The organism is Streptomyces sp. NPDC001393, from assembly GCF_053597455.1.
Map to the genome: position 1 here is coordinate 549533 of NZ_JBSFIH010000001.1, position 24943 is coordinate 574475.

The following is a 24943-nucleotide window of genomic DNA, read 5'->3' on the forward strand; positions in this document are numbered from 1 at the left end:
ATCATGCAACGAGGCCCCCGCCGCAGCGGGGGCCTCGTCGGCGCTCTTTACAGTCCGTATTACAGCCTGTACTTGTCAGGGATTACAGCCCGTACTTGTCCCGGGCCTCCTTCACCGCCGTCGCCTTGACCTCGCCGCGCCGCGCGAGCTGGGCCAGGGCCGCGACGACGATCGACGGGGCGTCGATGCCGAAGTGGCGGCGGGCGGCCTCACGGGTGTCGGAGAGGCCGAAGCCGTCCGCGCCCAGGGAGGAGTAGTCCTGTTCCACCCACTGCGCGATCTGGTCGGGAACCTGGCGCATGTAGTCGGACACGGCCAGCACCGGGCCCTCGGCGCCCTGCAGGGCCTGGCGGACGTACGGCACCCGCTCCTCGCCGCGCAGGAGGGCGGCGTCCGCCTCCATCGCGTCGCGGCGCAGTTCCGTCCAGGAGGTCGCCGACCAGACGTCGGCCGCGACGCCCCACTCCTCGGCGAGCAGCTTCTGTGCCTGAAGGGCCCAGTGGATCGCCGTACCGGAGCCCAGCAGCTGGATGCGCGGCGCGTTGGCGGCGGGGGACAGGCCCGCCGACTCCGCCGTGTTGAAGCGGTACAGGCCCTTGACGATGCCCTCGTCGATGCCGAGGCCGGCCGGCTTGGCGGGCTGCGGCAGCGGCTCGTTGTAGACCGTCAGGTAGTAGAAGACGTTCTGGTCCTCGCCCGGCTTGGCCTCGCCGTACATCCGGCGCAGACCCTCACGGACGATCACCGCGATCTCGTAGGCGAACGCGGGATCGTACGTCAGCGCCGCCGGGTTGGTCGCGGCGATCACCGGGGAATGGCCGTCGGCGTGCTGCAGACCCTCGCCCGTCAGGGTCGTACGGCCGGCCGTCGCGCCGACGAGAAAGCCGCGGCCGAGCTGGTCGCCGAGCTGCCACATCTGGTCGGCGGTGCGCTGCCAGCCGAACATCGAGTAGAAGATGTAGAAGGGGATCATCGCCTCGCCGTGCGTCGCGTACGCGGTGGACGCGGCGATGAAGTCGGCCATCGAACCGGCCTCGGTGATCCCCTCGTTGAGGATCTGGCCGTTCTTGGCCTCCTTGTAGTACATCAGCTGGTCGCGGTCGACCGGCTCGTACGTCTGGCCCTTGGGGGAGTAGATGCCCAGCGACGGGAACAGGCTCTCCATGCCGAAGGTGCGCGCCTCGTCGGGGACGATCGGCACCCAGCGCTTGCCCGTCTCCTTGTCGCGGACCAGGTCCTTGACCAGGCGGACGAAGGCCATCGTCGTCGCCACGTTCTGCGAACCCGAGCCCTTGTCGAAGGAGGCGAAGGCCTTCTCGGCGGGGGCGGGCAGCGGGGCCAGCGCGTGCGTACGGCGGGCCGGGGCCGGGCCGCCGAGGGCCGCGCGGCGCTCCTGGAGGTAGCGGACCTCGGGGGAGTCGGCGCCCGGGTGGCCGTAGGGGACCACGCCGTCGACGAAGTCGCTGTCCTTGATGGGCAGTTCGAGAAGGTCGCGCATCGCCTTGAACTCGTCCACCGAGAGCTTCTTCATCTGGTGGTTGGCGTTCTTCGACGCGAAGCCCTCGCCGAGGGTGTGGCCCTTGACCGTCTGGGCCAGGATCACGGTCGGCGCGCCCTTGTGCTCGACGGCGGCCTTGTACGCGGCGTAGACCTTGCGGGCCTCGTGACCACCACGGGAGAGGTGGAAGCACTCAAGGATCTTGTCGTCGCTCAGCAGCTTCGCCATCTCGACGAGCGCCGGGTCCTTGCCGAAGAAGTCGGCGCGGATGTAGGCGGCGTCGCGGGTCTGGTACGTCTGCACCTGGGCGTCCGGTACCTCGCGCAGACGGCGTACGAGCGCACCGGTCGTGTCGAGCGCGAACAGCTCGTCCCAGGCCGAGCCCCACAGCGTCTTGACGACGTTCCAGCCGGCGCCGCGGAACTGGGCCTCCAGCTCCTGCACGATCTTGAAGTTGGCGCGGACCGGGCCGTCGAGGCGCTGCAGGTTGCAGTTGATGACGAAGGTCAGGTTGTCGAGGCCCTCGCGGCTCGCCAGCGCGAGCGCGGCCGTCGACTCGGGCTCGTCCATCTCGCCGTCGCCGAGGAAGGCCCAGACGTGGGAGGCGGAGACGTCCTTGATACCGCGGTTGGTCAGGTACCGGTTGAAGCGCGCCTGGTAGATCGCGGAGAGCGGGCCGAGGCCCATGGAGACGGTGGGGAACTCCCACAGCCAGGGCAGGCGGCGCGGGTGCGGGTAGGACGGCAGGCCGTTGCCGCCGGCCTCCTGGCGGAAGTTGTCCAGGTGCGCCTCGGTCAGGCGGCCGTCGAGGAAGGCGCGGGCGTAGATGCCGGGGGAGGCGTGGCCCTGGATGTACAGCTGGTCGCCGGAGCCGTCGCCCTCCTTGCCCTTGAAGAAGTGGTTGAAGCCGGTCTCGTAGAGCCACGCGGCCGAGGCGAAGGTGGCGATGTGGCCGCCGACGCCGTGCTTCGCACCACGGGTCACCATCGCGGCCGCGTTCCAGCGGTTCCAGGCGGTGATCCGGGCCTCCATCTCCGGGTCGCCGGGCAGGGCCGGCTCGGCGGAGGTGGGGATGGTGTTGACGTAGTCGGTTTCGAGGAGCTTCGGCAGCGCGATGCCGCCCGCCTCGGCGCGCTCCAGCGTGCGGCGCATCAGGTATGCGGCGCGGTGCGGCCCGGCCTCCCTGGCGACGGCGTCGAGGGAGGCCTGCCATTCGGCGGTCTCCTCCGGGTCGCGGTCGGGGAGCTGGTCGAGCGCGCTCGGCTGGATGGCGTTGGGGTCGGTCATGTCGCCGCCTTCCTCAGTCGAAGGGGGTTCCCTCATCGGTAAGGGTTCGGGGGTGCCCTTGGTCTTTGGCAGGACAGGGCAGGCGGGCTTCGGTAGAAGTCCGTCGGCGACTGTAACTCCCTGATCGATGATCGATCAAAGGGTTGAGCTCGAAAACCTCTCGATTCCGAGAAAGTCGGCACCCGGTGCCTTCAAGAATGGCACCGGGTGACGCCGAATGGCCTTGTTTTCGCAGGTGGGGCGGCGTTTGAGCGGGGGTCTGCTCGACTGCTCAAGCCCGCGTCAGGCGCGCGGCGCGCACCCCAGGACGTGTGCCTTCACGATCTCGGGGATGCGGGGGTCCCGCCTCTTGAACGCGGCCACCAGCTCCTCGTGCTCCTCCGCGTACGACTGCTGGACCGTGCCCAGCCAGCGGATGGACAGCGCCGTGAACACCTCGATGCCGAGGCCCTCCCAGGTGTGCAGCAGCACCGAGTTCTGCGCGGCGCGGACGAGTTCGCGGTGGAAGCCGACGGTGTGGCGCACCTGGGCGGTGCCGTCCGCGTTGCGGTCGGCGTCGTACAGGGCCAGGACGTGCGGCTCCAGGGCCGAGCAGTCCTCGGCGAGGCGGTCGGCCGCAAGCTCCGCCGCGATGGCCTCCAGGCCGGCCCGGACGGGGTAGCTCTCCTCCAGGTCGGCCGCCGTCAGGTTCCGTACCCGCACGCCCTTGTTCGGCGCGGACTCGATCAGCCGGAGCGACTCCAGCTCGCGCAGGGCCTCGCGGACCGGGGTCTGACTGACCTCCAGCTCGGTGGCGATCCGGCGCTCCACGATCCGCTCACCCGGCTGCCAGCGCCCGCTGACGATTCCCTCCACGATGTGCTCGCGGATCTGTTCGCGCAGCGAGTGGACGACGGGCGCGGTCATGGAGGGCTCCTTAGGGAGGGCTGACGTTTAGACAATACGGCGGGTTCGCTCCGCGGGTAGGGCACGTGGGGGTGCTTTCGTGCAGGTGAGACAAGGCGCACACCTCCGGTGGTGGGGCCGGGCGCCGAACAGCTCGGTTCCGTCCGTTGTCGGGCGGGTGCGGGTCGTCGGTGGTTCCTCGCGCAGTTCCCCGCGCCCCTGGGGAGTTGCAGCCGACCCCCTGCAAAGGCGGCGCCCCGTCCGGAGAGACTCCGGACGGGGCGTCGTACTACCTGAGCAGGGCAATCAGAGGCCCAGCTCGACCTCGAACTCGCCCGCCTCCAGGATCGCCTTGACCGCCGTCAGGTAACGGGCCGCGTCGGCGCCGTCGACCAGGCGGTGGTCGTAGGAGAGGGTCAGGTAGGTCATGTCGCGGACGCCGATGACCGTGCCCTCCTCGGTCTCGATGACGGCCGGACGCTTGACCGTGGCACCGATGCCGAGGATCGCGACCTGGCCCGGGGGCACGATGATCGTGTCGAACAGCGCGCCGCGCGAACCGGTGTTGGAGATGGTGAAGGTCGCGCCGGACAGCTCGTCCGGGGTGATCTTGTTGGCGCGGACCTTGCCCGCCAGCTCCGCCGTGGCCTTGGCGATGCCCGCGATGTTGAGGTCGCCGGCGTGCTTGATGACCGGGGTCATCAGGCCCTTCTCGGAGTCCACCGCGATACCGATGTTCTCGGAGTCGAAGTAGGTGATCGTGCCCTCGGCCTCGTTGATCCTGGCGTTGATGACCGGGTGGGCCTTCAGCGCCTGGGCCGCCGCCTTCACGAAGAACGGCATCGGGGAGAGCTTGACGCCCTCGCGCGCGGCGAAGGAGTCCTTGGCCTGGGCGCGCAGGCGCATCAGGCGGGTGACGTCGACCTCGACGACCGACGACAGCTGCGCCTGCTCGTGCAGCGCCTTGACCATGTTGTCGCCGATGACCTTGCGGATGCGCGGCATCTTGACGGTCTGGCCACGGAGGGGGGAGACCTCCAGCGCCGGGGCCTTCCTGGCGGCGGCCGGAGCAGCGGCGGCCGGAGCCGGGGCAGCGGCGGCGGCCTTCGCGGCCTCGGCGGCGGCGATGACGTCCTGCTTGCGGATACGGCCGCCGACGCCGGTGCCCTTGACGGTGGCCAGGTCGACGCCGTTCTCGGCGGCGAGCTTGCGCACCAGCGGGGTGACGTAGGCACCCTCGTCCGTCGCCTGGGTGGCGGTCGGGGAGGTCGGCGCGGTGGCCGGCGTGACCGGGGCCGGGGCGGGCGCCGGAGCGGCCGGAGCCGGGGCAGCGGCGGCGGGCACCGGAGCCGGAGCCGGAGCCGGAGCGGCGGGGGCCGGGGCCGGGGCAACCGGAGCCGCGGGGGCGGCCGGAGCCGGGGCCGGAGCGGCCGGGGCAGCGGCGGCGGGGGCCGGGGCGGCCGGAGCCGGAGCGGCGGCCGGGGCGGCACCCGGGGCGCCGATGACGGCGAGCTTGGCGCCGACCTCGGCGGTCTCGTCCTCGCCGACCACGATCTCCAGCAGCACGCCGGAGGCGGGCGCCGGGATCTCGGTGTCGACCTTGTCCGTGGAGACCTCGAGCAGCGGCTCGTCGGCCTCGACGGTCTCGCCGACCGACTTCAGCCAGCGGGTGACGGTGCCCTCGGTGACGGACTCACCGAGCGCGGGCAGGACCACGTCCGTGCCCTGGGCGCCACCGGCGGGGGCGGCGGCCGGAGCGGCGGCGGGGGCCGGGGCGGCGGGGGCCTCGGCGACCGGGGCCGGAGCGGGCTCGGCGGCCGGAGCCGGAGCCGGGGCCTCGGCGGCGGCCGGGGCCGGAGCGGCAGCCGGCGCGCCGGTGCCGTCGTCGATCACGGCCAGCTCGGCGCCGACCTCGACCGTCTCGTCCTCGGCCACCTTGATGGAGGCCAGCACACCGGCGGCCGGCGAGGGGATCTCGGTGTCGACCTTGTCGGTCGAGACCTCGAGCAGCGGCTCGTCGGCCTCGACGCGTTCGCCCTCGGCCTTCAGCCAGCGGGTGACAGTGCCCTCGGTGACGCTCTCGCCGAGCGCCGGAAGGGTTACGGAAACCGCCATGGTTTCGGTTGCTCCTAACGAATTGCGGAAGTCTGTGTCGTCGCGCCCGTGGACCGAAGGCTCAGTCGTGGGAGTGCAGCGGCTTGCCGGCGAGCGCCAGGTGCGCCTCGCCCATCGCCTCGTTCTGCGTCGGGTGGGCGTGGATGAGCTGGGCGACCTCGGCCGGCAGCGCCTCCCAGTTGTAGATCAGCTGGGCCTCGCCGACCTGCTCACCCATGCGGTCGCCGACCATGTGGACGCCGACCACGGCACCGTCCTTCACCTGGACGAGCTTGATCTCGCCCGCGGTGTTGAGGATCTTGCTCTTTCCGTTGCCCGCCAGGTTGTACTTCAGAGCGACGACCTTGTCCGCGCCGTAGATCTCCTTGGCCTTGGCCTCGGTGATACCGACGGAGGCGACCTCCGGGTGGCAGTACGTCACCCGCGGGACACCGTCGTAGTCGATCGGAACGACCTTCAGACCGGCCAGACGCTCCGCCACCAGGATGCCCTCGGCGAAGCCGACGTGCGCGAGCTGGAGCGTCGGGACGAGGTCGCCGACGGCGGAGATGGTCGGGACGTTGGTCCGCATGTACTCGTCGACCAGGACGTAGCCACGGTCCATGGCGACGCCCTGCTCCTCGTAGCCCAGGCCCTGCGAGACCGGGCCGCGGCCGACGGCGACGAGGAGGACCTCGGCCTCGAACTCCTTGCCGTCCGCCAGGGTGACCTTCACGCCGTCCTGGGTGTACTCGGCCTTCTGGAAGAAGGTGCCGAGGTTGAACTTGATGCCGCGCTTGCGGAACGCGCGCTCGAGAAGCTTCGAGGAGTTCTCGTCCTCGACCGGGACGAGGTGCTTCAGGCCCTCGATGACCGTGACGTCCGAGCCGAAGGACTTCCACGCCGAGGCGAACTCGACGCCGATGACACCGCCGCCCAGGATGATCGCGGACTTCGGCACGCGGTCCAGGACGAGGGCGTGGTCGGAGGAGATGATCCGGTTGCCGTCGATCTCCAGGCCCGGCAGCGACTTCGGCACGGAGCCGGTCGCCAGCAGGACGTGGCGGCCCTGGACGCGCTGGCCGTTCACGTCGACGGAGGTGGGGGAGGACAGCCGGCCCTCACCCTCGATGTACGTCACCTTGCGGGACGCGATCAGACCCTGCAGGCCCTTGTACAGGCCGGCGATGACGCCGTCCTTGTACTTGTGGACGGCCGGGACGTCGATGCCCTCGAAGGTGGCCTTGACGCCGAACTGCGCGCTCTCGCGGGCCTGGTCGGCGATCTCGCCCGCGTGGAGCAGGGCCTTGGTGGGGATGCAACCCCGGTGCAGGCAGGTGCCGCCGACCTTGTCCTTCTCGATCAGGGCGACGTCCAGGCCCAGCTGCGCTCCGCGCAGGGCTGCGGCGTAACCACCGCTACCACCGCCGAGGATCACTAGGTCGAAAACGGTGCTGGCGTCGTTCGCCACGTCACGTCCTCCATGCATGTGCGCCTTGCGCCGGTCTCCTGTGACCGGCGGGCGGCTGGTGTCCGGCCGCTTGATGCTTCGGCCCTTCGGTGGGGGCCCTGTCCTGCCGGGCTCCATCTTTGCACTTGTTCGAGGCGGACGAGACGCGGGGCTGGAGTGTGAGACGTCCCACTAGAGCGCCCCGAAGGGGCGCGGGGAACTGCGCGACCAGTCCCCACGCCCCGAAAGCCGCCATACGGCAGTGCGACCCGAGTCAACAGGCGAACCTCAGCCCAGGTCACCCGCAGCGGTCAGCTCGGCGAGCCGCACCAGCGTCCGCACCGCCGACCCCGTGCCACCCTTCGGCGTGTACCCGAAGGGACCGCCCTCGTTGAAGGCCGGCCCGGCGATGTCGAGGTGCGCCCAGGTGATGCCCTCGCCCACGAACTCCTGCAGGAAGAGGCCGGCGACCAGCCCGCCGCCCATCCGCTCACCCATGTTCGCGATGTCGGCGACCTGGGACTCCATGCCCTTGCGCAGGTGCTCCGGCAGCGGCATCGGCCAGGCCGGCTCGCCGACCTCCTCCGCCGCCTCGTGCACCGCGGAGCGGAACGCGTCGTCGTTGGCCATGACACCGAACGTCCGGTGGCCCAGGGCCAGCACCATCGCGCCGGTCAGCGTGGCCACGTCCACGATCGCGTCCGGCTTCTCCTGCGAGGCCGCCCACAACGCGTCGGCGAGCACCAGCCGGCCCTCGGCGTCGGTGTTGAGGACCTCCACGGTCTTGCCGCTGTACATGCGCAGTACGTCACCGGGGCGGGTGGCGGAGCCGGACGGCATGTTCTCGGCCAGCGCCAGCCAGCCGGTGACGTTGACCTCCAGGCCGAGGCGCGCGGCGGCGACGACGGCGGCGAACACGGCCGCCGCACCGCTCATGTCGCACTTCATCGTCTCGTTGTGCCCGGCCGGCTTCAGGGAGATGCCGCCCGAGTCGTAGGTGATGCCCTTGCCGACGAAGGCCAGGTGCTTCGCGGCCTTCGGGTGCTTGTACGACAGCTTCACCAGGCGCGGGGTGGCCGCCGAGCCACTGCCGACGCCGAGGATGCCGCCGTAGCCGCCCTTGGCCAGGGCCTTGTCGTCGAGCACCTGCACCTTGATGCCGTGCTCCTTGGCCGCGGTCTGCGCGATGCCCGCGAAGATGGCGGGGTTCAGGTCGTTCGGCGGGGTGTTGATCAGGTCGCGGGCGCGGTTCAGTTCCTCGGAGACCGCGACGGCGCGGGCCACGGCCGCCTTGTGGGCGGCGTCGCGCGGCTTGCCGCCGAGCAGCGCGGCCTCGGCCAGCGGAGCCTTGCCGTTCTTGGCCTTGGCACCATCGTTCGCCTGGGCGGCGTTCTCCTTGTAGACGTCGAAGGAGTAGGCGCCCAGCAGGATGCCCTCGCTGATCGCACCGATCGCGCCGGGGCCGTCGACGGGCAGCGCGAACGCGGCCTTCCTGGACCCGGCGAGCGCGCGGGCGGCCACGCCGGCGGCCTTGCGCAGCGCCTCGGCGCCGTAGGCCTCGTCGGCCTCGCCGTCCTCGTTCTCGCTCTTGGCGTCCGGCTCCGCGCCGAGGCCGACCGCCACGACGATCGGTGCCTTGAAGCCGGCCGGAGCGGGCAGTTTCGTCAGCTCGCCCTCGGCACCCGAGGCGCCGAGGGTCTCCAGGACGCCGGCCAGCTTGCCGTCGTACGCCTTGTCCACGGCTTCGGCGCCCGGCGCGATGACGGGGCCCTTGGTGCCCTTGGCGACACCGATCACGATCGCGTCGGCCCGGAGGCCGGGCGCCGCGGCGGTGCTGAGAGTCAGAGCAGTCACGGTGGTGAAATCTCGCTTCCGATGTGAAGTTGCTGTGGCCGATGGGGGGTGGGTCGACCGGGCCCGAGAGCCGACCCTAGGTCCATCCCTGGGCGCGGGTGGCAACCGGGGCCTTCACCCTGTCGGCGAACACCCGGGACGAGACTACGCGCGTGCGCGCGTTCACTCATTCCTGCGGGCGTTCACCTGTGTGTGGCGCCGCGGTCACTTCCGCGCACCGCGCACCCCTACTCCGCCTGCTGGAACGCGCCGAGGACGCAGGTGCCGGCCAGCCGGTCGGCGAGGGAGCGGCGGCCCGGGAGGACCACCGACAGGGCGTTGACCAGGAACAGCAGCACAGCGATGGCCCACACCAGCACCGAGAGACCGAACTGCCCCTCGATGAGCAGCACACAGGCCAGCGCGTACACCGCGACGTCGGCGACGGTGGTGACGGCGGCGCGGCGCAGGGCGTGCCCGGGCAGCCGTGGGGTGACGCGCAGGCCGAGCAGGCCTTTGCCGAGGGTGCGGCCGAGCAGGGCGAGGCAGGCCCACTGGTAGAGGAACGCGATGACGACGAGCGCGCCGAAGGCCTCCTCCACGTCCAGGACCACCTTGTCCCACAGGGACAGACCCAGGTGTTCGGAGGCGCCGATGACGTCGCCGCGCGAGGTCACGAGGTCGAGGCCGCCCTTGGTGGCCAGCGAGGGCACGTCCGTGACGAGGGCGGTGACGCGGTGGAAGGTGAGCACGGCCAGGAGGGCGGCCACCGACGCCACGAGTGCGAAGTCTATGGACCAGGACAGGGCACGGCGCAGCCTCAGCACGGAATTCCCCCCACATCACAACTCTCTTGTCCGTGTACGGCCGTGAAGCTTATCGGCCCAGGGACAGCACCACGAGAGCGGTGGTCGCCGCCGTCTCGGCCACGGCGCCGAAGACATCCCCCGTCACCCCGCCGAAGCGGCGTACGCAGCGGCGCAGCAGGAGTTCGGCCGTGCCCAGGGCCAGCAGGACCGCGGCGGCGGCGCGCACGGCGGCGTACGGACCCGTGACCGCCCCCCAGGCCGCCGCGGCCGACACGACCGGGAGCGCCACCGACAGCGCGCCGCCCACCGGCACCACCCCGGCCACCGCCGCCCCCAGCCCCTCCGGGCGGGCGGCCGGCACCCCGGTGCGGGCGGCCAGGGTGAGGGCGAGCCGGGCCGTGACCGCCGAGACGACGGCCGCCAGGGCACCCCGGGCCCAGGAGTCGCCGTACAGCTGGGCCAGCACCGCGACCTGCGCCAGCACCACCAGGACCAGGGTGATGACCCCGAAGGGGCCGATGTCCGACTGCTTCATGATCCGCAGTGCGTCCTCGGCGGGCTTGCCGCTGCCCAGGCCGTCGGCGGTGTCGGCGAGGCCGTCGAGGTGCAGTCCCCGGGTGAGGGCCGCGGGTACGGCGACGGAGGCGGTGGCGGCGAGCAGCGGGCCGGCGCCCAGGGCGAGGAGCAGCAGTCCGAGTCCGGCCGCGCCAAGGCCCACGACGAGTCCGGCGACGGGGGCGTTCAGCATGCCGCCGCGTGCGGCCGCGCGGTCCCAGCGGTGCACCCGGACGGGCAGCACGGTGAGGGTGCCGAAGGCGAAGCGGAGGCCGTCGAGGGGGGAGGTCTTGCGCACCGGCGCAGGTTACCCGGCGGTCGCGGAGCTGCCTGCCGCGCCCGGGGATAAGGTGCGCATATGGGGCACTGGTGGGTGCGGAACATCGTCGAACCGGGCAAGCTCCCGCTGCTGCTCGCCCTCGTCGCCTTCCTGCTCACGTTCGTCGTCACCCGGGTGATCACCCGGCTGATCCGGGCCGGCAAGGGCCCGTTCGGGAACGTCAGGGCGGGCGGAATGCACATCCACCACGTGGTGCCCGGGGTCGTCCTCACCATTGTCGGCGGGTTCGGCATGCTCGCCAGCGACTGGCACGGCGCCGGCGGTGCGGTCGCCGCCGTGCTGTTCGGGATGGGCGTCGGGCTGGTGCTGGACGAGTTCGCGCTGATCCTGCATCTGGACGACGTCTACTGGACCGAGGAGGGCCGCAAGAGCGTCGAGATCGTCGTGCTCACCGCCGCGCTCGTCGGGCTGCTGCTCGCCGGGTTCGCCCCGTTCGGCGTCAACGGCCTGTCCCCGCAGGAACTGCAGGACCGCGGCGGTGCCCTCAGCACCATCGGCATGAACTTCCTCTTCGCGCTCATCGCCCTGAGCAAGGGCAAGGCGCGCGTCGCGGTCTTCGGGGTGATCGTGCCGCTGGTCGCACTCGTCGGCGCCGTACGGCTGGCCCGCCCCGGCTCCCCATGGGCCCGCCGCTTCTACGGCCGCCGCCCCCGCGCCCGTGCCAAAGCCGCCCTGCGCGCCTACCGCCACGACCGCCGTTGGGCCCGGCGGAGTCGTGCGGTTCAGGACTGGATCGGCGGCAAGCCCGACCCGCGCTCGGCCCGGCTGTCCGACCGCCGCTGAACGCGCCGCAGCAGTACGCTCGTACGAGCGCCGCGGCCGAAACCGCAGCCAGGTACTCGTACGGCCGCCGCCCCTGCCCCCGCGCCCGTGCCCGGGCAGCCTGCGCGCCTACCGCCACGACCGCCGTTGGGCCCGGCGGAGTCGTGCGGTTCAGGACTGGATCGGCGGCAAGCCCGAGCCGCGCTCGGCCCGGGTGTCCGACCGCCGCTGAACGCGCCGCAGCAGTACGCCCGTACGCGTGCCGCGGGCGAAACCGCAGCCAGGTACTCGTACGGCCGCCGCCCCTGCCCCCGCGCCCGTGCCAGGGCAGCCTGCGCGCCTACCGCCACGACCGCCGTTGGGCCCGGCGGAGTCGTGCGGTTCAGGACTGGATCGGCGGCAAGCCCGAGCCGCGCTCGGCCCGGCTGTCCGATCGTCGCTGAACGCGCCGCAGGACGCGCCGGTACGCGTGCCGCGGGCGAAACCGCAGCCAGGTACTCGTACGGCCGCCGCCCCCTGCGCTCGTGCCAGGGCGGCCCCTGCGCGCCTACCGCCACGACCGCCGTTGGGCCCGGCGGAGTCGTGCGGTTCAGGACTGGATCGGCGGCAAGCCCGAGCCGCGCTCGGCCCGGGTGTCCGATCGTCGCTGAACGCGCCGCAGGACGCGCCGGTACGCGTGCCGCGGGCGAAACCGCAGCCGGTACCCGTAGCGGTGGCGCACCGCCACTGCGAGGCAGATCAGGCCCACGGCCATCAGCGCGGCCAGATGCTCCTTGCCCGCCAGGTTCTGCTTGACCAGGACCTCGGCGACCATCGCCAGGGTCACCGCGCCTGAGGTGGCGTATGCGCCGTAGCGCCAGCTCACGAACACGGCGAGCCCCACCACGGCCGCCGACGGGCCCGTGTCCACCACCTGCGCGTCCGTCCACGGCAGCCCGAACGGGGCGTGCGCGCCGAGCGAGATGCCGACGCGCGCGTAGAGGGTTCCGGCGAGGGTGGCGGCGTACGCGATGACCAGGGTCCGCCACCAGCCGATGCACACCTCGGCGATCCCGAACACCAGCAGGATCTGCGTCAGCGCACCCCACACCGGCAGGTCCAGCGCCGGCACGAACAGGGAGAGGGGCGTGCGCAGCAGGGCCAGCCACAGGGGGTCCTCGGCCCGTACGGCGCCCAGGTCCTGCACGAACTGATAGCCCCACGGCCGGTTCTGCACGTACTGCAGCAGGGTCGTCAGACACACCGCGCCGAGCGTCATCGGGGCCGCCCACAGGTGCCGCTTCAGCAGGACCGTGCGTACGGTGACGTACAGCGGCCCCCACTCCTCACGGGCCCAGCGGACGAGCGCTGTCATCGGTTGGTCCTCACCGGTGTGTGTCCAGGTGTCTGCGGTGCAGCCACTTCGGCAGTCCCGGCGCCGCGGGGCCTGTCGCCGGATTCCCGCCTGCCCCGCGACGCCTGGCACGCACTCCCCCACGCTCGGCTTCGCTCGCGCGGGGGGACCCCCACGCCGCGTTGCCGAAACGCCCACGTGGCTCCGCCACGAGGACGCTCCGGCGCCTTGCGATCGCACGCACCAGACGCCGCGGGGCCCGCCCTCCGGGTGGACGACGGGAATCCGGCGACAGGCCCCCCAGAAAGCCCTCCGCGCGGGCCGACGCGAGGCCGATGCGCAGCAGGTCCGCGCTCTTCTCGAAGAGCAGGAACCGCGGCTCCCAGATGGGCCGGTACTTGGCGTTGGCGCGGTACAGCGACTCGATCTGCCACCAGCGGGAGAAGAAGCTGAGCAGCGACCGCCACAGCCTCAGCACCGGACCGGCACCGAGGCGCGCGCCACGTTCGAAGACCGACCTGAACATCGCGAAGTTGAGTGAGACCTGCGTGATCCCGATCTCGTCGGCGCGCCGCAGCAGTTCGATGACCATGAACTCCATCAGCCCGTTGTCGGAGTCCCGGTCGCGGCGCATCAGGTCCAGGGACAGCCCGTGCGGCCCCCACGGCACGAAGGACAGCAGCGCGCGCAGCCTCCCCTCGGCGTCGGTGCACTCCAGCATCACGCACCGCCCGTCCTCGGGCTCCCCGAGCCGGCCGAGCGCCATGCTGAACCCGCGCTCGGTCGCCCCGTCCCGCCAGTCGTCCGCACGCTCGACGAGATGCGCCATGTCGTCCGCCGGGATGTCCTCGTGCCGCCGGATCCGCACCTCGTACCCGGCCCGCCTCACCCGGTTGTACGCCTGCCGGACCGTGCGCATCGCCCGGCCCTCCAGTGTGAAGTCGGCGACCTCCACGATCGCCTCGTCGCCGAGTTCCAGGGCGTCGAGCCCGTGCCGGGCGTAAACCGTCCCCGCCTCCTCGCTCGCCCCCATCACCGCCGGGATCCAGCCGTGCGCCCGCGCCTGGGCCAGCCACGGCGCGATCGCGCCCGGCCACGCCTCCGGATCCCCGAGCGGATCCCCGGAGGCCAGGCTCACCCCGCCGACCACCCGGTAGGCGACGGCAGCCTTCCCGGTCGGCGACCACACCACGCTTTTTTCCCGGCGCAGCGCGAAGTAGCCCAGCGAGTCCCGCTCACCGTGCCTGTCCAGCAGGGCCCGCAGCTTCTTCTCGTCGTCCTCGGTGAGCGGGTCGACGGCGCGCCGGGAGCGGAACGCGGCGTAGAACACGGCGAGCACGAGGGCCGTACTGAGCACGTTGATCGCGACGTTGGCCCAGTTCGGCGGGTCGATCCCGGGGAAGCGCGACTCGTCGGCGGCCACCGACACCAGGCGCAGGGTGCCGTAGTGCCAGCGCTCCAAGAAGGTCGAACGGGCCGCGTCCGGCGCCTGGTTGGTGGCCGTCACCAGCAGCCCGGCCAGCAGGCTCGCGGTCAGCCCGCCGCCGACGGCGACCGTCGCCGCGAGCCGCGGGTTGGACCGGTCGCCCTTGGCGTAGAACTCCCGGCGGCCCACGAGCAGCGCGCCCACGAACACGGCCGTGAGCGCCAGCGAGACCCAGTTCTGGGCGTACCGCCGGATCTCCGGGAACGCCATGGCGAACGCGAACAGCGCGAGGAAGGCCCCGCTGAGCACCACGTTCAGGATCCAGGCCGCCCGCTTGCGGCGCCGCATGGTGATCGCCAGGAACGCGGTGAACACACCCGAGGCGAAGCCGGCCGTCAGCAGGTACGGGGTGAAGAAGTCGTCCTGGTTGTGCCGGCGCACGTCCTGGCCGAGCGAGACCCAGACCGCGCTGAGGAAGTTGATGAAGGCGACGGTCCGCAGATACCAGACGGCGATGGCGGCGGCCCGCCGGGAGCTCCCGCCGGGCCGCCGCCCCTCCTCACCCGGACGCCCCGGCTCGGCGTGCTGCGGAACGGCATTTCGGGCATCTCCCATGGGGCAGGATCATATGGGGGCCGCTCTGGCGAACCTCACTTTTCCGCCGGGGGCTCGCCCAAACCCCGCTACTCCTGCTCCTCGTTCTGCTTCTCGGCCTCCGGATTCTCCTTCTCGGCCTCCGGCTTCTCGGGAAGCTCGGCGGCCAGTGCCGCGGCGGCCCGCACCAACGGCAGGGCCAACAGCGCCCCCGCGCCCTCGCCGACCTTCACGCCCTGCTCCAGCAGCGGCTCCAGGGCCATCCGGTCCAGCGCCTTCGCCTGTCCCGGCTCCCCGCTGTCGTGCCCCGCCAGCCACCAGTCCGGCGCCCGGAACGCGACCCGCTGCGCGACCAGCGCACACGCGGCGGCCACCACCCCGTCGAGGATCACCGGCAGTTTCCGTACCGCGCACTGCAGCAGGAACCCGGTCATCGCCGCGAGGTCCGCCCCGCCCACGGTCGCCAGCAGCTGCAACTGGTCCCCGAGCACCGGCCGCGCCCGCCTGAGCGCGTCCCGGATCGCCGCGCACTTGCGCATCCACGCCAGGTCGTCGATCGCGAGCCCGCCCCGCCCGGTCACCACCGACGCGTCGGTCCCGCACAGGGCCGCGATCAGCACCGCCGCGGCCGTGGTCCCGCCCACGCTGATGTCGCCGAGCACCACCAGGTCCGTGCCCGAGTCGGCCTCCTCGTCGGCCACGGCGATCCCGGCCCGCAGGGCGGCCTCGGCCTCCTCCAGGGTGAGCGCGTCCTCGATGTCGATACGGCCGCTGCCGCGCCGCACCCGGTGCCGTACCACGTCCTCCGGGAAGGCGTCCGGCGCGCAGTCGAGGGCCATGTCCACGACCCGTACGGGCACCTCCTGCCGGCGCGCGAGCACGGACACCGGGCTCGCACCCTCCAGCACGGCCCGCACCAGCTGCTCGGCGCTGCCGGCGGGGCGCGCCGAGACGCCCAGCCCGGCGATCCCGTGGTCACCGGCGAAGAGGATCACCCGCGGCCGCTCAACGGGCCGTACCGGTACGGCACCCTGTGCGGCGGACAGCCACTCGCCCAGCGCGTCCAGGCGGCCCAGCGCCCCGGGCGGCACGATCTGGCGCTCCCGCCGGGCCTCGGCGTCGCGGCGCACGCCCCCGTCCGGGCGCTCGATCAGATCGGTGAAGTCGTCCAGATTAAGCCTGCTCATTCGCCGAACAGTACCGCCCGGGAACGAACGCTTCCGCGCCACATGGCCACCACACCCCCACAACATCATTGCACCCAAGATCGGCATCCCATACGTTCCGGTTTGCTGCGGAATGTCGCCCAGGGAGTTGCCCATGCCGACCTTGCCTTCCACGCCGACGCCCCTCCCGCGGTCCTCCGACCCGTTCCTCGAACCGGCCCGCGAGGACTGCCCCTGGTGCGGCTCCGCACGGCTGCGCACCCGGGTGCGCGCGGGCGACCCCCTGCGACACCGGCCGGGCCGGTTCGTCGTCGACCAGTGCCGCGCCTGCGGCCACGTCTTCCAGAACCCCCGGCTCACGGCGGAGGGGTTCGCCTTCTTCCACCGGGACTTCTACGAACGGCACCTGGAGGAGTTCACCGCCCGCGTCCTGTCCGCCCGCGCGGTCCGCCGACGGCACCGCGCCGCCGCCCGGAGGCTGTCGGCGCTGGCCGAGGCGGAGAGCTGGCTGGACGTGGGCACGGGCCACGCCCGCTTCCCCGAGGCGGCGAAGGAGTTCTTCCCGTACACGAGCTTCGACGGCCTGGACCCCACGGCCCGGGTGCAGCAGGCCCAGCTGGAGGAGCGGGTCGAAGAGGCCCACCGCGGCTACCTCGCCACGCCCGGCATGACGGCCCGGCTGCGCGGCCGCTACGACGTGGTCAGCATGTTCCGCCATCTGGAGCAGACGCCCGACCCGCGCGCCGAAATCCGCGCCGCGCTGTCGGCCCTGCGCCCCGGCGGCCACCTCGTCGTGGAAGTCGCCGACCCCCGCTGCGGGTTCGCTGCGCTGCTGGGCAGGTTCTGGCTCCCCTACGGCCAGCCGCGCCACCTCCACCTGCTGCCTTTGGCAAATCTGCGGGCGGAGTTGGAGAACCTCGGCTGCACGGTTCTGGTGGTCGACCGCAGGGATCCCCACATGCCCTACGACCTGTCCGCGGCGGTCTCCTTGGCGGTGGCCCAGATCCCGCTGCTGAGAGCCGCCTTGGCACCCGTGCGGATGCTGGCCTCGGCCCTGGACCACGCCCTGGCGCCTCTGTTCCGCCGCACGGGGTTCTCCAACGCCTACAGGATCGTGGCCCGCAAGGACCGTGGCTGACTGGGGGTGCGGGGTGGGCTGGTCGCGCCCACGCGGCGGAGCCGCATATCGATACAGCCCCGCGCCCCTTCGGGGCGCGGCCAGCATCAGTACAGGGTGCCCGTCAACCGCGCAGCACCAACGCCTGCCCCGCCACCACCAACAGCACCTGCTCGCACTCCTCCCCGAACGCCGCGTTCAATCGCCCGAGTTCATCCCGGTACCGCCGCCCGGACGCCGTCGCCGGCACGATCCCCGACCCCACCTCGTTCGACACGGCCACCACCGTCCGCCGCGTACAGCGCACGGCCTCGGTCAACTCCCGCACCCGCTCCCGCAGGGACTTCTCACCGCCGCCCGCCCATTCCGCGTCGTCCCACGCCCCGACGCGGTCCATGGCATCCGTCAGCCACAGCGACAGACAGTCGATCAGCAGCGGCGGCCCGTCCTCGCCCAGCAGCGGCACCAGGTCCGTCGTCTCCGTCGTACGCCACGACCCCGGCCGCCGCTCCCGGTGCGCGGCCACCCGCTCGGCCCACTCGGTGTCCCCGCCCCGCGTCCCACCGGTCGCCACGTACAGCACGTCCGGGAAGGACTCCAGCCGCCGCTCGGCCTCCACCGACTTGCCCGAGCGCGCCCCGCCCAGCACCAGTGTCCGGCGCGGCACGTCCGGCACGTCCTCGTACGCGCCGACCGTCAGCGTCGTACCGTCCGGCACCGCCCGCGCCCCGGCCGCCGCCAGCCGGCGCCGCAACTCGGCGCCGGGCGGCACATCGTGGTCGAGGTGGACGGCGAGCACGTCCGTCGTCGGCCCGGCCGAACCCACCGCCCGCAGGCGTGCCAGCGCGTCCGGGCGCCCGACGACGTCCAGGAGGACCATGTCGTACGACTCCGCGGTCGCCTCCTGAAGACCCGCCGGTGCCCCGCCCGGCGGCAGATACAGCAGCCGCTGCCCGTCCGGTCCGCTCACCGCGTATCCGGTGCCGCCCGCGTCCATCGCCACGGCCCGCACCCGATGCCCCGTCAGCAGCGCCAACTCCCGCCCGTCCGGCACCCGCCCGGGCTGCGGCAGCCCGGCCGGCACCTCCACCGCCGGGCCGTCGTGCGGATGCGACAACAGCACCTGCCGTACCCCGCCCAGCGAATGCCCGGCCCGCGCCGCCGCGAACGCCGCGCCGGGCGTCAGGTCGAGCAGCAGCTCCCCGTCGACCAGCACGGCGGTGGCCGCGCGGGCGTCCTGCCCCAGCGCCCGCGCACAGGCGGCACAGAGACAGTCGGGTCGCGGCAGCCCAGCCGGGGCACCAGTACCGAGCAGAGTGATTTCCACGGGATCGATTCTCACCCGTCCCAGCAGGTCTTGCGCTCCCGGCTAGGCTGCGAGCACGAGTTGGATCACTAGGAGGCCCACATGACGGCATGGACGTGGCGGTTCGAGAAGGCCGACGGGACGGAGGTCCAGCCCGCGGTGCAGCCCGAGGAGTTCACCACGCAGGGGGATGCGGAGTCCTGGATCGGCGAGCACTGGAAGGCGCTCCTGGAGGGCGGCGCCGACCAGGTGCGGCTGTTCGAGGAGAACACCGAGATCTACGGCCCGATGAGCCTGCACGCCGACGCGGCGTAGCCGGTGCCCGGGGGTGCGGCCCCGCGGTCGCAGGCGTCGTACCCCTCGTCACTGCTCGCCCAGCGTCACCTCCACTGTCTTCTCGGTGCCGCCCCGCTGGTAGGTCACCGACGTCTTCTGGCCCGGCGTGTCCGCCGCCAGCGCCTCCGCGAGGGAGGTGACGGTGGAGATCGGCCGGTCGCCCACCTTGGTGATGGTGTCGCCCGGACGCAGGCCCGCCTTGTCCGCGGCGCCGCCGGGCCTGACGCTGACCACCGTCACCCCGGCGGGCCGGTAGCGGTCGTCCACGACCGTCCGCGCGGTGATGCCCAGCGCGGCCCGCCCGGAGTTGGTGACCCTGCCGTGCTGGACGATCTGCCCGGCGATCGTCTTGACCATCGACGCCGGGATGGCGAACCCGATGCCGGGTGCCGCGCTGCCCCCGAGGTCGGGGTCGGCGGCGGCCAGCGTCGGGATGCCGATGACCTGACCGGCGAGATTGACCAGCGCGCCACCGCTGTTGCCCGGGTTGATGGCGGCCGAGGTCTGCACCATGTTCGCGATCGTCGCGCCCGTACCCCCGCCGGGGACCTCGCTGACGGTCCGCCCGGTCGCCGAGACGATGCCCTGGGTCACGCTGGAGGACAGCCCGAGCGGCGAGCCCATGGCCAGCACGATCTGGCCGACCTCCACCTTCTCGGAATCTCCGAACACCGCCGCCCGCAGCCCGGTCGGCACCTTGTCCAGCTTGATCACGGCCAGGTCCTGCTCGGGGTAGGAGGACACCAGGCGCGCGGTGAGCGGCTCCTCACTGTTCGCCGTGGTCACCTGGAAGGTCTTCTCCGACCTGACCACGTGCGCGTTGGTGACGATGTGCCCCGTGCCGTCGTACACCACCCCGGAGCCCAGACCGTGGCTCGCCTGGATCTGCACGACCGACGGCAGGACCTGCCGGATGACCCGCTGGTACTGGCTCTGCAGATCACCCACGGTCATCGGCACCACCGCCCGCGCCGTCGCGCCGGCGTCCTGCCGGTCCTCGGGAGCGGTGGCCGTACAGCTCGCCGCCACGCAGCACACCAGCGCCGCGGCGACCGCGACCCTCCACGGGGCACGGATCCGGGAAGCGTCCATGCCCCGAGTCTCACCGCGCGCCGATCATCCGGCCCGCGGTGTTGGCCCGAACGGTCTCAGCCCCGTACGCCGCACAGGTGCAGCAGCGCCGCCACCCGGCGGTAGGGGTCCGTGCGACCGGCCCGCTCCTCGACCGCGAGCAGCGTCTGAAGATCCTGCGGGAGCTCCGCGTCGTCCGCCGCCGTGTCCGTGAAGACCCGCACGCCGTACCAGGCGTGCAGCGGGGCCGCGATCCCGTCGAGCGTGGCGGTGAGGGTGGCCAGCCGGTCGGCCCGTACGTCCAGGCCGAGGCGGATGGGGGTCCCCCCGTTCGAGTCAATTCGAGAATGGGGGAGGTAGGCGGTGGTGTCGAAGGCGGCCAGCGCGCCCGCCCAGTCACCGGCGAGGCCCGGCCGCATGGCGAGCGCGTCGCCGTTGCGGACGAGCAGGGAGAGGAGCCCGCCGGGGGCCAGCATCCGCGCCAGGCCCGCCACCAGGGGGTCCGGCTCCTCGACGTACATCAGCACCCCGTGGCACAGCACCACGTCGAAGCTGCCCGGCAGGAAGTGCACACCGGTGTCCCGCCCGTCGCCCTGGACCAGCCGCACCCGCTCACGGATGCCCTCCGGCTCGGCGGCCAGCGCCGCACGCGCCGCGGCGATCATCGTCGCGTCCTGCTCGACCCCGGTCACCTGATGGCCGAGCCGGGCCAGCCGCAGCGCCTGCGTGCCCTGGCCCATCCCCACGTCGAGCACCCGCAGCCGCTGCCCGACCGGGAACCGCCCGGCTATCTGCTCGTCCAGCTGCCGCGCCACCAGCTCCTGGCGTACGACATCACGCAGCCTGCCCAGCTTGTCCAGCCGGGCCTCGGCGGCGCCCCCGGTGAAGGCCTCTGCGCTCAGGGCCGCTCTCCGCGCTTGACCTGCGGCTTCGGCAGCCGGAGCCGGCGCATCTGGAGGGAGCGCATCAGGGCGTAGGCGACCGCGCCCCGCGTGTTCTGGTCCGGGAAGCGCTCCGCCAGCCGCTTCTTCAGCCGGAACCCGCTGAACGCCGCGTCGAGCACGATCAGCACGATCACCACCAGCCACAGCAGCAGCGCGATCGACTGGATCGCCGGCACCCGCACCACGCTCAGCACCAGGATCACCACGGCGAGCGGCAGGAAGAACTCCGCCACGTTGAACCGCGAGTCCACCCAGTCGCGGGCGAACTTGCGGACCGGGCCCTTGTCCCGGGCGGGCAGATAGCGCTCGTCACCGGTGGCCAGCGCCTGGCGCTGCCGCTCCAGGGCCTGGCGCCGCTCCTCGCGCTGACGCTTGGCGGCCTCCTTGCGGTTGGTCGGCGTGTTGGCCACGCTGCGCCGCTGGGACTGGGCCTCACTGCGCTTGGGCGTGGGCCTGCCCTTCGGGGCCTGCGGGTCACGGGGCTGCTTGGAGAGGTTCACCTGCGCCTTGTCGGCGGTCGGGGCCTTCTCGTCCTTGGCACGGCTACGGAACACAAAACCCAAGGGTACGGGCTTCACCGGCATGGACCCCAGCCCGGCGGGGAACGATCCGGCAACGCCGGACGTCTGTAGGGGGACAGAGGGGACGTTCCGGTGCGGGCCGGTGGGGGACCACCTACTCCTCACGCCGGAGCGGTACGGTCCGCAGTCGTCCTCGGGGATGAGCGCATCACTCCCCGAACAGTGCGGTAATGGAGTCAGGGCCCGTACTGTGGGTCCTGTCGCAGGATCTGTGAGCTGGAGTCCGTCAGAAGGGGGCGCGCGAAGCCCATGAGCGGTGTCATGAAGCGTATGGGGATGATCTTCCGCGCGAAGGCGAACAAGGCCCTTGACCGGGCCGAGGACCCGCGCGAGACCCTGGATTACTCGTACCAGAAGCAGCTGGAGCTGCTGCAGAAGGTCCGCCGCGGCGTCGCCGACGTGGCGACCAGCCGCAAGCGTCTGGAACTCCAGCTCAACCAGTTGCAGCAGCAGTCCTCCAAGCTGGAGGACCAGGGCCGCAAGGCGCTCGCGCTCGGCCGCGAGGACCTGGCCCGCGAGGCGCTGTCCCGGCGCGCCGCGCTCCAGCAGCAGGTCACCGACCTGCAGACGCAGCACGCCACCCTGCAGGGCGAGGAGGAGAAGCTCACCCTCGCGGCCCAGCGCCTGCAGGCCAAGGTGGACGCGTTCCGCACGAAGAAGGAGACCATCAAGGCCACCTACACCGCCGCCCAGGCCCAGACCCGGATCGGCGAGGCCTTCTCCGGCATCTCCGAGGAGATGGGCGACGTCGGCCTGGCCATCCAGCGGGCCGAGGACAAGACGCAGCAGCTCCAGGCCCGGGCCGGCGCCATCGACGAGCTGCTCGCCTCCGGCGCCCTGGACGACCCGACCGGCATGGCCAAGGACGACATCGCGGCCGAGCTGGACCGGCTCTCCGGTGGTAGTGATGTAGAGCTGGAACTGCAGCGCATGAAGGCCGAGCTGGCCGGCGGTTCGCCGCAGCAGGCCATCGAGGGCGGCACCGGGCAGGGGCAGACCCAGCAGCAGCCGCAGGACACCCCGCGCTTCGACAAGCAGTAGGGGCCACCGAGGAGGCCGACGTGATCGTACGGATCATGGGGGAGGGGCAGGTGCGGCTGGACGACGCGCACCTCCCCGAGCTCAACAAGCTGGACGACGAGCTGCTGGCCGAGATCGAGAGCGGCGACGAGGCCGGCTTCCGCCGCACGTTCGCCGCCCTCCTCGACTCCGTCCGTCGGCTCGGCACGCCCCTGCCGGACGACGCGCTGGAACCCTCGCAGCTGATCCTCCCGTCGCCGGAGGCGTCGCTGGCGGAGGTACGGGAGATGCTGAGCGATGAGGGGCTGATTCCGGGGTAGCGCCGTTGGCGGTGCTCGCCGTCGCCGGGTGCGGGTCCGTGGTGGGTTGCTCGCGCAGTTCCCCGCGCCCCCTGGGGAACTGCAGCGCCGTCGGCTGCGTAGGGGCACCCCGCACGCGCGGGCAAGCGACCCGGCCCCCGCCCGGCCACGGCACAGGGCACCTTGCCGGCACCCGTACTGTTCAATGCGTGAGCACTCTCGACCGCGCCCGCTGCAGTCTCAAAGCGCACCCCCTCGCGCTGGACGCAACCATCGCCGCAGGCGTGCTGGTCTGCATGATCGCGGGATCCTTCGTGACCCCGAGGGGCGACAACGGGGTCACCTGGGGCGTCCGCACCCCCGACCCCCTCAGCCTCCTCCTCATGCTGCTCGCCGCGGCCGCGCTGGTCTTCCGCCGCCGCGCCCCCAAGACGGTCCTCGCCGTCACCGGCGCCTTCTCCGTGGTCGAGTGCGTCACGGGCGACCCCCGCGCCCCGGTCGCGATGTCCGCCGTGGTCGCCCTGTACACCGTCGCCGCGACCACCGACCGCACCACCACCTGGCGGGTCGGCCTGCTCACCATGACCGTGCTGACGGCCGCGGCCATGCTGGGCGGCCCGCTGCCCTGGTACGCGCAGGAGAACCTCGGCGTGCTCGCCTGGACCGGTATCGGCGCCACCGCCGGGGACGCCGTACGCAGCAGGCGCGCGGTCGTCCAGGCCATCCGGGAACGGGCGGAGAGAGCCGAACGCACCCGGGAGGAGGAGGCTCGCCGCCGGGTCGCCGAGGAGCGGCTGCGCATCGCCCGTGATCTGCACGACGTCGTCGCCCATCACATCGCCCTCGTGAACGTGCAGGCAGGGGTGGCCGCGCACGTCATGGACAAGCGGCCCGACCAGGCCAAGGAGGCCCTGGCCCACGTCCGCGAGGCCAGCCGCTCGGCACTGGAGGAACTGCGCGCCACCGTCGGACTGCTCCGTCAGTCCGGTGACCCCGCCGCCCCGACCGAGCCCGCTCCCGGCCTCAGCCGGCTGGACGAGCTGGCCGACACCTTCCGCCACGCGGGGCTCCCGGTGGAGGTGGCCCGTGCCGACCAGGGCACGGAACTCCCCGCCGCCGTCGATCTCGCCGCCTACCGGATCATCCAGGAAGCGCTGACGAACGCCCAGAAGCACGCCGGAGCCGACGCCAAGGCCGAGGTCAGCGTCGTACGGGTGGGCACGGACATCGAGGTCACCGTGCTGGACGACGGCGCGGGCGCGGCCGGTGTGCCCGGGGCCGGCGGCGGGCACGGACTGCTCGGCATGCGCGAGCGGGTCACCGCCCTCGGCGGCACCCTCACCACCGGGCCCCGCTACGGCGGCGGTTTCCGCGTCCATGCGATCCTGCCCCTCAAGACCCGAAGCGAGACCCGTACGACGGCCCCGGGGGAGCCCGCATGACGATCCGTGTCCTGCTCGCCGACGACCAGGCCCTGCTGCGCAGCGCGTTCAGGGTGCTGGTCGACTCCGAGCCCGACATGGAGGTGGTGGGGGAGGCCTCGGACGGGGCGGAGGCGGTCCGGCTGGCGAAGGAGCAGGCCGCCGACGTGGTCCTCATGGACATCCGGATGCCCGGCACGGACGGGCTCGCCGCCACCCGGCTGATCAGCGCCGATCCCTCCCTCGCCGACGTCCGCGTGGTCATCCTGACCACCTTCGAGGTCGACGACTACGTCGTCCAGGCCCTGCGGGCGGGCGCCTCCGGCTTCCTGGGCAAGGGCAGCGAGCCGGAGGAGCTGCTGAACGCCATCCGGGTCGCGGCGGGCGGTGAGGCCCTGCTGTCTCCCGCCGCCACCAAGGGACTGATCGCCCGCTTCCTCGCCCAGGGCGACGGCGACGACGGCCGTGACCCCGCCCGCTCCGACCGGCTCGGAACGCTCACCGGGCGGGAGCGCGAGGTGCTGGTCCAGGTGGCCGGCGGCCACTCCAACGACGAGATCGCCGAACGCCTCCAGGTCAGCCCGCTGACGGTGAAGACGCACGTCAACCGGGCCATGGCCAAGCTGGGCGCGCGCGACCGGGCGCAGCTCGTGGTGATCGCGTACGAGTCGGGTCTGGTGCGTCCGAGGACGGACTGATCTCCACCCGGGCCTCCTGGAGATCTCCACCCGGGCGTACTGCGGATCTCCACCCCGGCGTACTGCGAGCGGAGTAGGACCGGGATGAGGAAATGGACCCAGGGCCTACGGATCGGCC

At 72.5% G+C, this 24943-nt stretch carries 21 protein-coding genes; 7 read left to right on the forward strand and 14 right to left on the reverse strand.

Features of this window, described 5'->3' with window-relative positions; translation table 11 throughout:
- Positions 1–82 precede the first annotated feature (82 nt).
- From aceE to ACWC2T_RS02590, 7 genes are all read right to left on the reverse strand, one after another.
- Positions 83–2785 carry a pyruvate dehydrogenase (acetyl-transferring), homodimeric type gene (gene aceE / locus ACWC2T_RS02560; protein ID WP_450668618.1) on the reverse strand — a complete coding sequence of 901 codons (2703 nt, stop codon included), beginning with the start codon at positions 2783–2785 and terminating at the stop codon, positions 83–85.
- Positions 2786–3067: 282 nt separating this feature from the next.
- Positions 3068–3691 carry a GntR family transcriptional regulator gene (locus tag ACWC2T_RS02565; protein WP_450668619.1) on the reverse strand — a complete coding sequence of 208 codons (624 nt, stop codon included), beginning with the start codon at positions 3689–3691 and terminating at the stop codon, positions 3068–3070.
- Between the two features lie 285 nt (positions 3692–3976).
- Positions 3977–5785, reverse strand: coding sequence for a 2-oxoglutarate dehydrogenase, E2 component, dihydrolipoamide succinyltransferase (sucB, locus tag ACWC2T_RS02570; RefSeq protein ID WP_450668620.1), 1809 nt, complete (start codon positions 5783–5785; stop codon positions 3977–3979).
- A 61-nt stretch (positions 5786–5846) separates the two neighbouring features.
- Complete coding sequence (gene lpdA, locus ACWC2T_RS02575; protein WP_450668621.1) at positions 5847–7235, reverse strand: dihydrolipoyl dehydrogenase; 1389 nt, start codon at positions 7233–7235, stop codon at positions 5847–5849.
- Between the two features lie 267 nt (positions 7236–7502).
- On the reverse strand, positions 7503–9068 hold the full coding sequence (locus tag ACWC2T_RS02580; RefSeq protein WP_450668622.1) for a leucyl aminopeptidase: 1566 nt from the start codon (positions 9066–9068) through the stop codon (positions 7503–7505).
- A 227-nt stretch (positions 9069–9295) separates the two neighbouring features.
- Positions 9296–9826, reverse strand: a complete 531-nt coding sequence (locus tag ACWC2T_RS02585; protein WP_450668623.1) for an RDD family protein — start codon at positions 9824–9826, stop codon at positions 9296–9298.
- 97 nt (positions 9827–9923) lie between these two features.
- Positions 9924–10709, reverse strand: coding sequence for an adenosylcobinamide-GDP ribazoletransferase (locus ACWC2T_RS02590; protein ID WP_450668624.1), 786 nt, complete (start codon positions 10707–10709; stop codon positions 9924–9926).
- 60 nt (positions 10710–10769) lie between these two features.
- On the opposite strand from ACWC2T_RS02590, the gene ACWC2T_RS02595 reads away from it, so the two are divergent.
- Complete coding sequence (locus tag ACWC2T_RS02595; protein ID WP_450668625.1) at positions 10770–11534, forward strand: hypothetical protein; 765 nt, start codon at positions 10770–10772, stop codon at positions 11532–11534.
- A 568-nt stretch (positions 11535–12102) separates the two neighbouring features.
- Here ACWC2T_RS02595 and ACWC2T_RS02600 read toward each other — a convergent pair.
- The 3 genes from ACWC2T_RS02600 to cobT form a co-directional block, all read right to left on the reverse strand.
- Positions 12103–12867: a hypothetical protein gene (locus tag ACWC2T_RS02600; protein WP_450668626.1), complete on the reverse strand. Its 765-nt coding sequence runs from the start codon at positions 12865–12867 to the stop codon at positions 12103–12105.
- Positions 12868–12877: 10 nt separating this feature from the next.
- Entirely contained in the window at positions 12878–14887 is a 2010-nt protein-coding gene (locus tag ACWC2T_RS02605) for a phosphatidylglycerol lysyltransferase domain-containing protein (RefSeq protein ID WP_450668627.1), read from the reverse strand.
- A gap of 68 nt (positions 14888–14955) precedes the next feature.
- Positions 14956–16053, reverse strand: a complete 1098-nt coding sequence (cobT, locus tag ACWC2T_RS02610; protein ID WP_450668628.1) for a nicotinate-nucleotide--dimethylbenzimidazole phosphoribosyltransferase — start codon at positions 16051–16053, stop codon at positions 14956–14958.
- 133 nt (positions 16054–16186) lie between these two features.
- Here cobT and ACWC2T_RS02615 point away from each other — a divergent pair, with 133 nt between their 5' ends.
- Positions 16187–17170, forward strand: coding sequence for a methyltransferase domain-containing protein (locus ACWC2T_RS02615; RefSeq protein ID WP_450668629.1), 984 nt, complete (start codon positions 16187–16189; stop codon positions 17168–17170).
- 103 nt (positions 17171–17273) lie between these two features.
- Here ACWC2T_RS02615 and ACWC2T_RS02620 read toward each other — a convergent pair whose 3' ends face one another.
- The gene (locus ACWC2T_RS02620; RefSeq protein ID WP_450668630.1) at positions 17274–18476 is read right to left on the reverse strand and encodes a bifunctional adenosylcobinamide kinase/adenosylcobinamide-phosphate guanylyltransferase; all 1203 of its coding nucleotides are present in this window, start codon (positions 18474–18476) and stop codon (positions 17274–17276) included.
- Positions 18477–18557: 81 nt separating this feature from the next.
- Here ACWC2T_RS02620 and ACWC2T_RS02625 point away from each other — a divergent pair, with 81 nt between their 5' ends.
- Positions 18558–18770, forward strand: coding sequence for a hypothetical protein (locus ACWC2T_RS02625; RefSeq protein ID WP_055709718.1), 213 nt, complete (start codon positions 18558–18560; stop codon positions 18768–18770).
- 48 nt (positions 18771–18818) lie between these two features.
- Here the strand turns inward: ACWC2T_RS02625 and ACWC2T_RS02630 are convergent, their stop codons facing one another.
- The 3 genes from ACWC2T_RS02630 to ACWC2T_RS02640 form a co-directional block, all read right to left on the reverse strand.
- Positions 18819–19883, reverse strand: coding sequence for a S1C family serine protease (locus ACWC2T_RS02630; RefSeq protein WP_450668631.1), 1065 nt, complete (start codon positions 19881–19883; stop codon positions 18819–18821).
- Positions 19884–19939: 56 nt separating this feature from the next.
- A complete protein-coding gene (locus ACWC2T_RS02635) occupies positions 19940–20677 on the reverse strand; it encodes a class I SAM-dependent methyltransferase (RefSeq protein ID WP_450668632.1) in 738 nt (245 codons plus the stop codon).
- An 83-nt stretch (positions 20678–20760) separates the two neighbouring features.
- Positions 20761–21390: a DUF3043 domain-containing protein gene (locus tag ACWC2T_RS02640; RefSeq protein WP_450668633.1), complete on the reverse strand. Its 630-nt coding sequence runs from the start codon at positions 21388–21390 to the stop codon at positions 20761–20763.
- A 246-nt stretch (positions 21391–21636) separates the two neighbouring features.
- Here ACWC2T_RS02640 and ACWC2T_RS02645 point away from each other — a divergent pair, with 246 nt between their 5' ends.
- The 4 genes from ACWC2T_RS02645 to ACWC2T_RS02660 all read left to right on the forward strand — a co-directional run bounded on the left by ACWC2T_RS02645 (position 21637) and on the right by ACWC2T_RS02660 (position 24825).
- Positions 21637–22428 (forward strand): PspA/IM30 family protein, encoded by a 792-nt coding sequence (locus ACWC2T_RS02645; protein ID WP_142218880.1) that lies wholly within the window; start codon positions 21637–21639, stop codon positions 22426–22428.
- Between the two features lie 20 nt (positions 22429–22448).
- A complete protein-coding gene (pspAA, locus tag ACWC2T_RS02650; RefSeq protein ID WP_450668634.1) occupies positions 22449–22727 on the forward strand; it encodes a PspA-associated protein PspAA in 279 nt (92 codons plus the stop codon).
- 188 nt (positions 22728–22915) lie between these two features.
- Positions 22916–24148 carry a sensor histidine kinase gene (locus ACWC2T_RS02655; protein ID WP_450668635.1) on the forward strand — a complete coding sequence of 411 codons (1233 nt, stop codon included), beginning with the start codon at positions 22916–22918 and terminating at the stop codon, positions 24146–24148.
- Positions 24145–24825 (forward strand): response regulator, encoded by a 681-nt coding sequence (locus ACWC2T_RS02660; protein ID WP_450668636.1) that lies wholly within the window; start codon positions 24145–24147, stop codon positions 24823–24825. The genes ACWC2T_RS02655 and ACWC2T_RS02660 overlap by 4 nt, the downstream gene beginning before the upstream one ends.
- Positions 24826–24943 lie beyond the last annotated feature (118 nt).

What these genes read in the sequence shown, in the direction of transcription:
- aceE (WP_450668618.1), bottom strand. Translation starts at nt 2,785, where the DNA reads ATGACCGACCCCAACGCCATCCAGCCGAGCGCGCTCGACCAGCTCCCC.
- ACWC2T_RS02565 (WP_450668619.1), bottom strand. Translation starts at nt 3,691, where the DNA reads ATGACCGCGCCCGTCGTCCACTCGCTGCGCGAACAGATCCGCGAGCAC.
- sucB (WP_450668620.1), bottom strand. Translation starts at nt 5,785, where the DNA reads ATGGCGGTTTCCGTAACCCTTCCGGCGCTCGGCGAGAGCGTCACCGAG.
- ACWC2T_RS02595 (WP_450668625.1), top strand. Translation starts at nt 10,770, where the DNA reads ATGGGGCACTGGTGGGTGCGGAACATCGTCGAACCGGGCAAGCTCCCG.
- ACWC2T_RS02600 (WP_450668626.1), bottom strand. Translation starts at nt 12,867, where the DNA reads ATGACAGCGCTCGTCCGCTGGGCCCGTGAGGAGTGGGGGCCGCTGTAC.
- ACWC2T_RS02605 (WP_450668627.1), bottom strand. Translation starts at nt 14,887, where the DNA reads ATGGGAGATGCCCGAAATGCCGTTCCGCAGCACGCCGAGCCGGGGCGT.
- cobT (WP_450668628.1), bottom strand. Translation starts at nt 16,053, where the DNA reads ATGAGCAGGCTTAATCTGGACGACTTCACCGATCTGATCGAGCGCCCG.
- ACWC2T_RS02615 (WP_450668629.1), top strand. Translation starts at nt 16,187, where the DNA reads ATGCCGACCTTGCCTTCCACGCCGACGCCCCTCCCGCGGTCCTCCGAC.
- ACWC2T_RS02625 (WP_055709718.1), top strand. Translation starts at nt 18,558, where the DNA reads ATGACGGCATGGACGTGGCGGTTCGAGAAGGCCGACGGGACGGAGGTC.
- ACWC2T_RS02630 (WP_450668631.1), bottom strand. Translation starts at nt 19,883, where the DNA reads ATGGACGCTTCCCGGATCCGTGCCCCGTGGAGGGTCGCGGTCGCCGCG.
- ACWC2T_RS02640 (WP_450668633.1), bottom strand. Translation starts at nt 21,390, where the DNA reads ATGCCGGTGAAGCCCGTACCCTTGGGTTTTGTGTTCCGTAGCCGTGCC.
- ACWC2T_RS02645 (WP_142218880.1), top strand. Translation starts at nt 21,637, where the DNA reads ATGAGCGGTGTCATGAAGCGTATGGGGATGATCTTCCGCGCGAAGGCG.
- ACWC2T_RS02660 (WP_450668636.1), top strand. Translation starts at nt 24,145, where the DNA reads ATGACGATCCGTGTCCTGCTCGCCGACGACCAGGCCCTGCTGCGCAGC.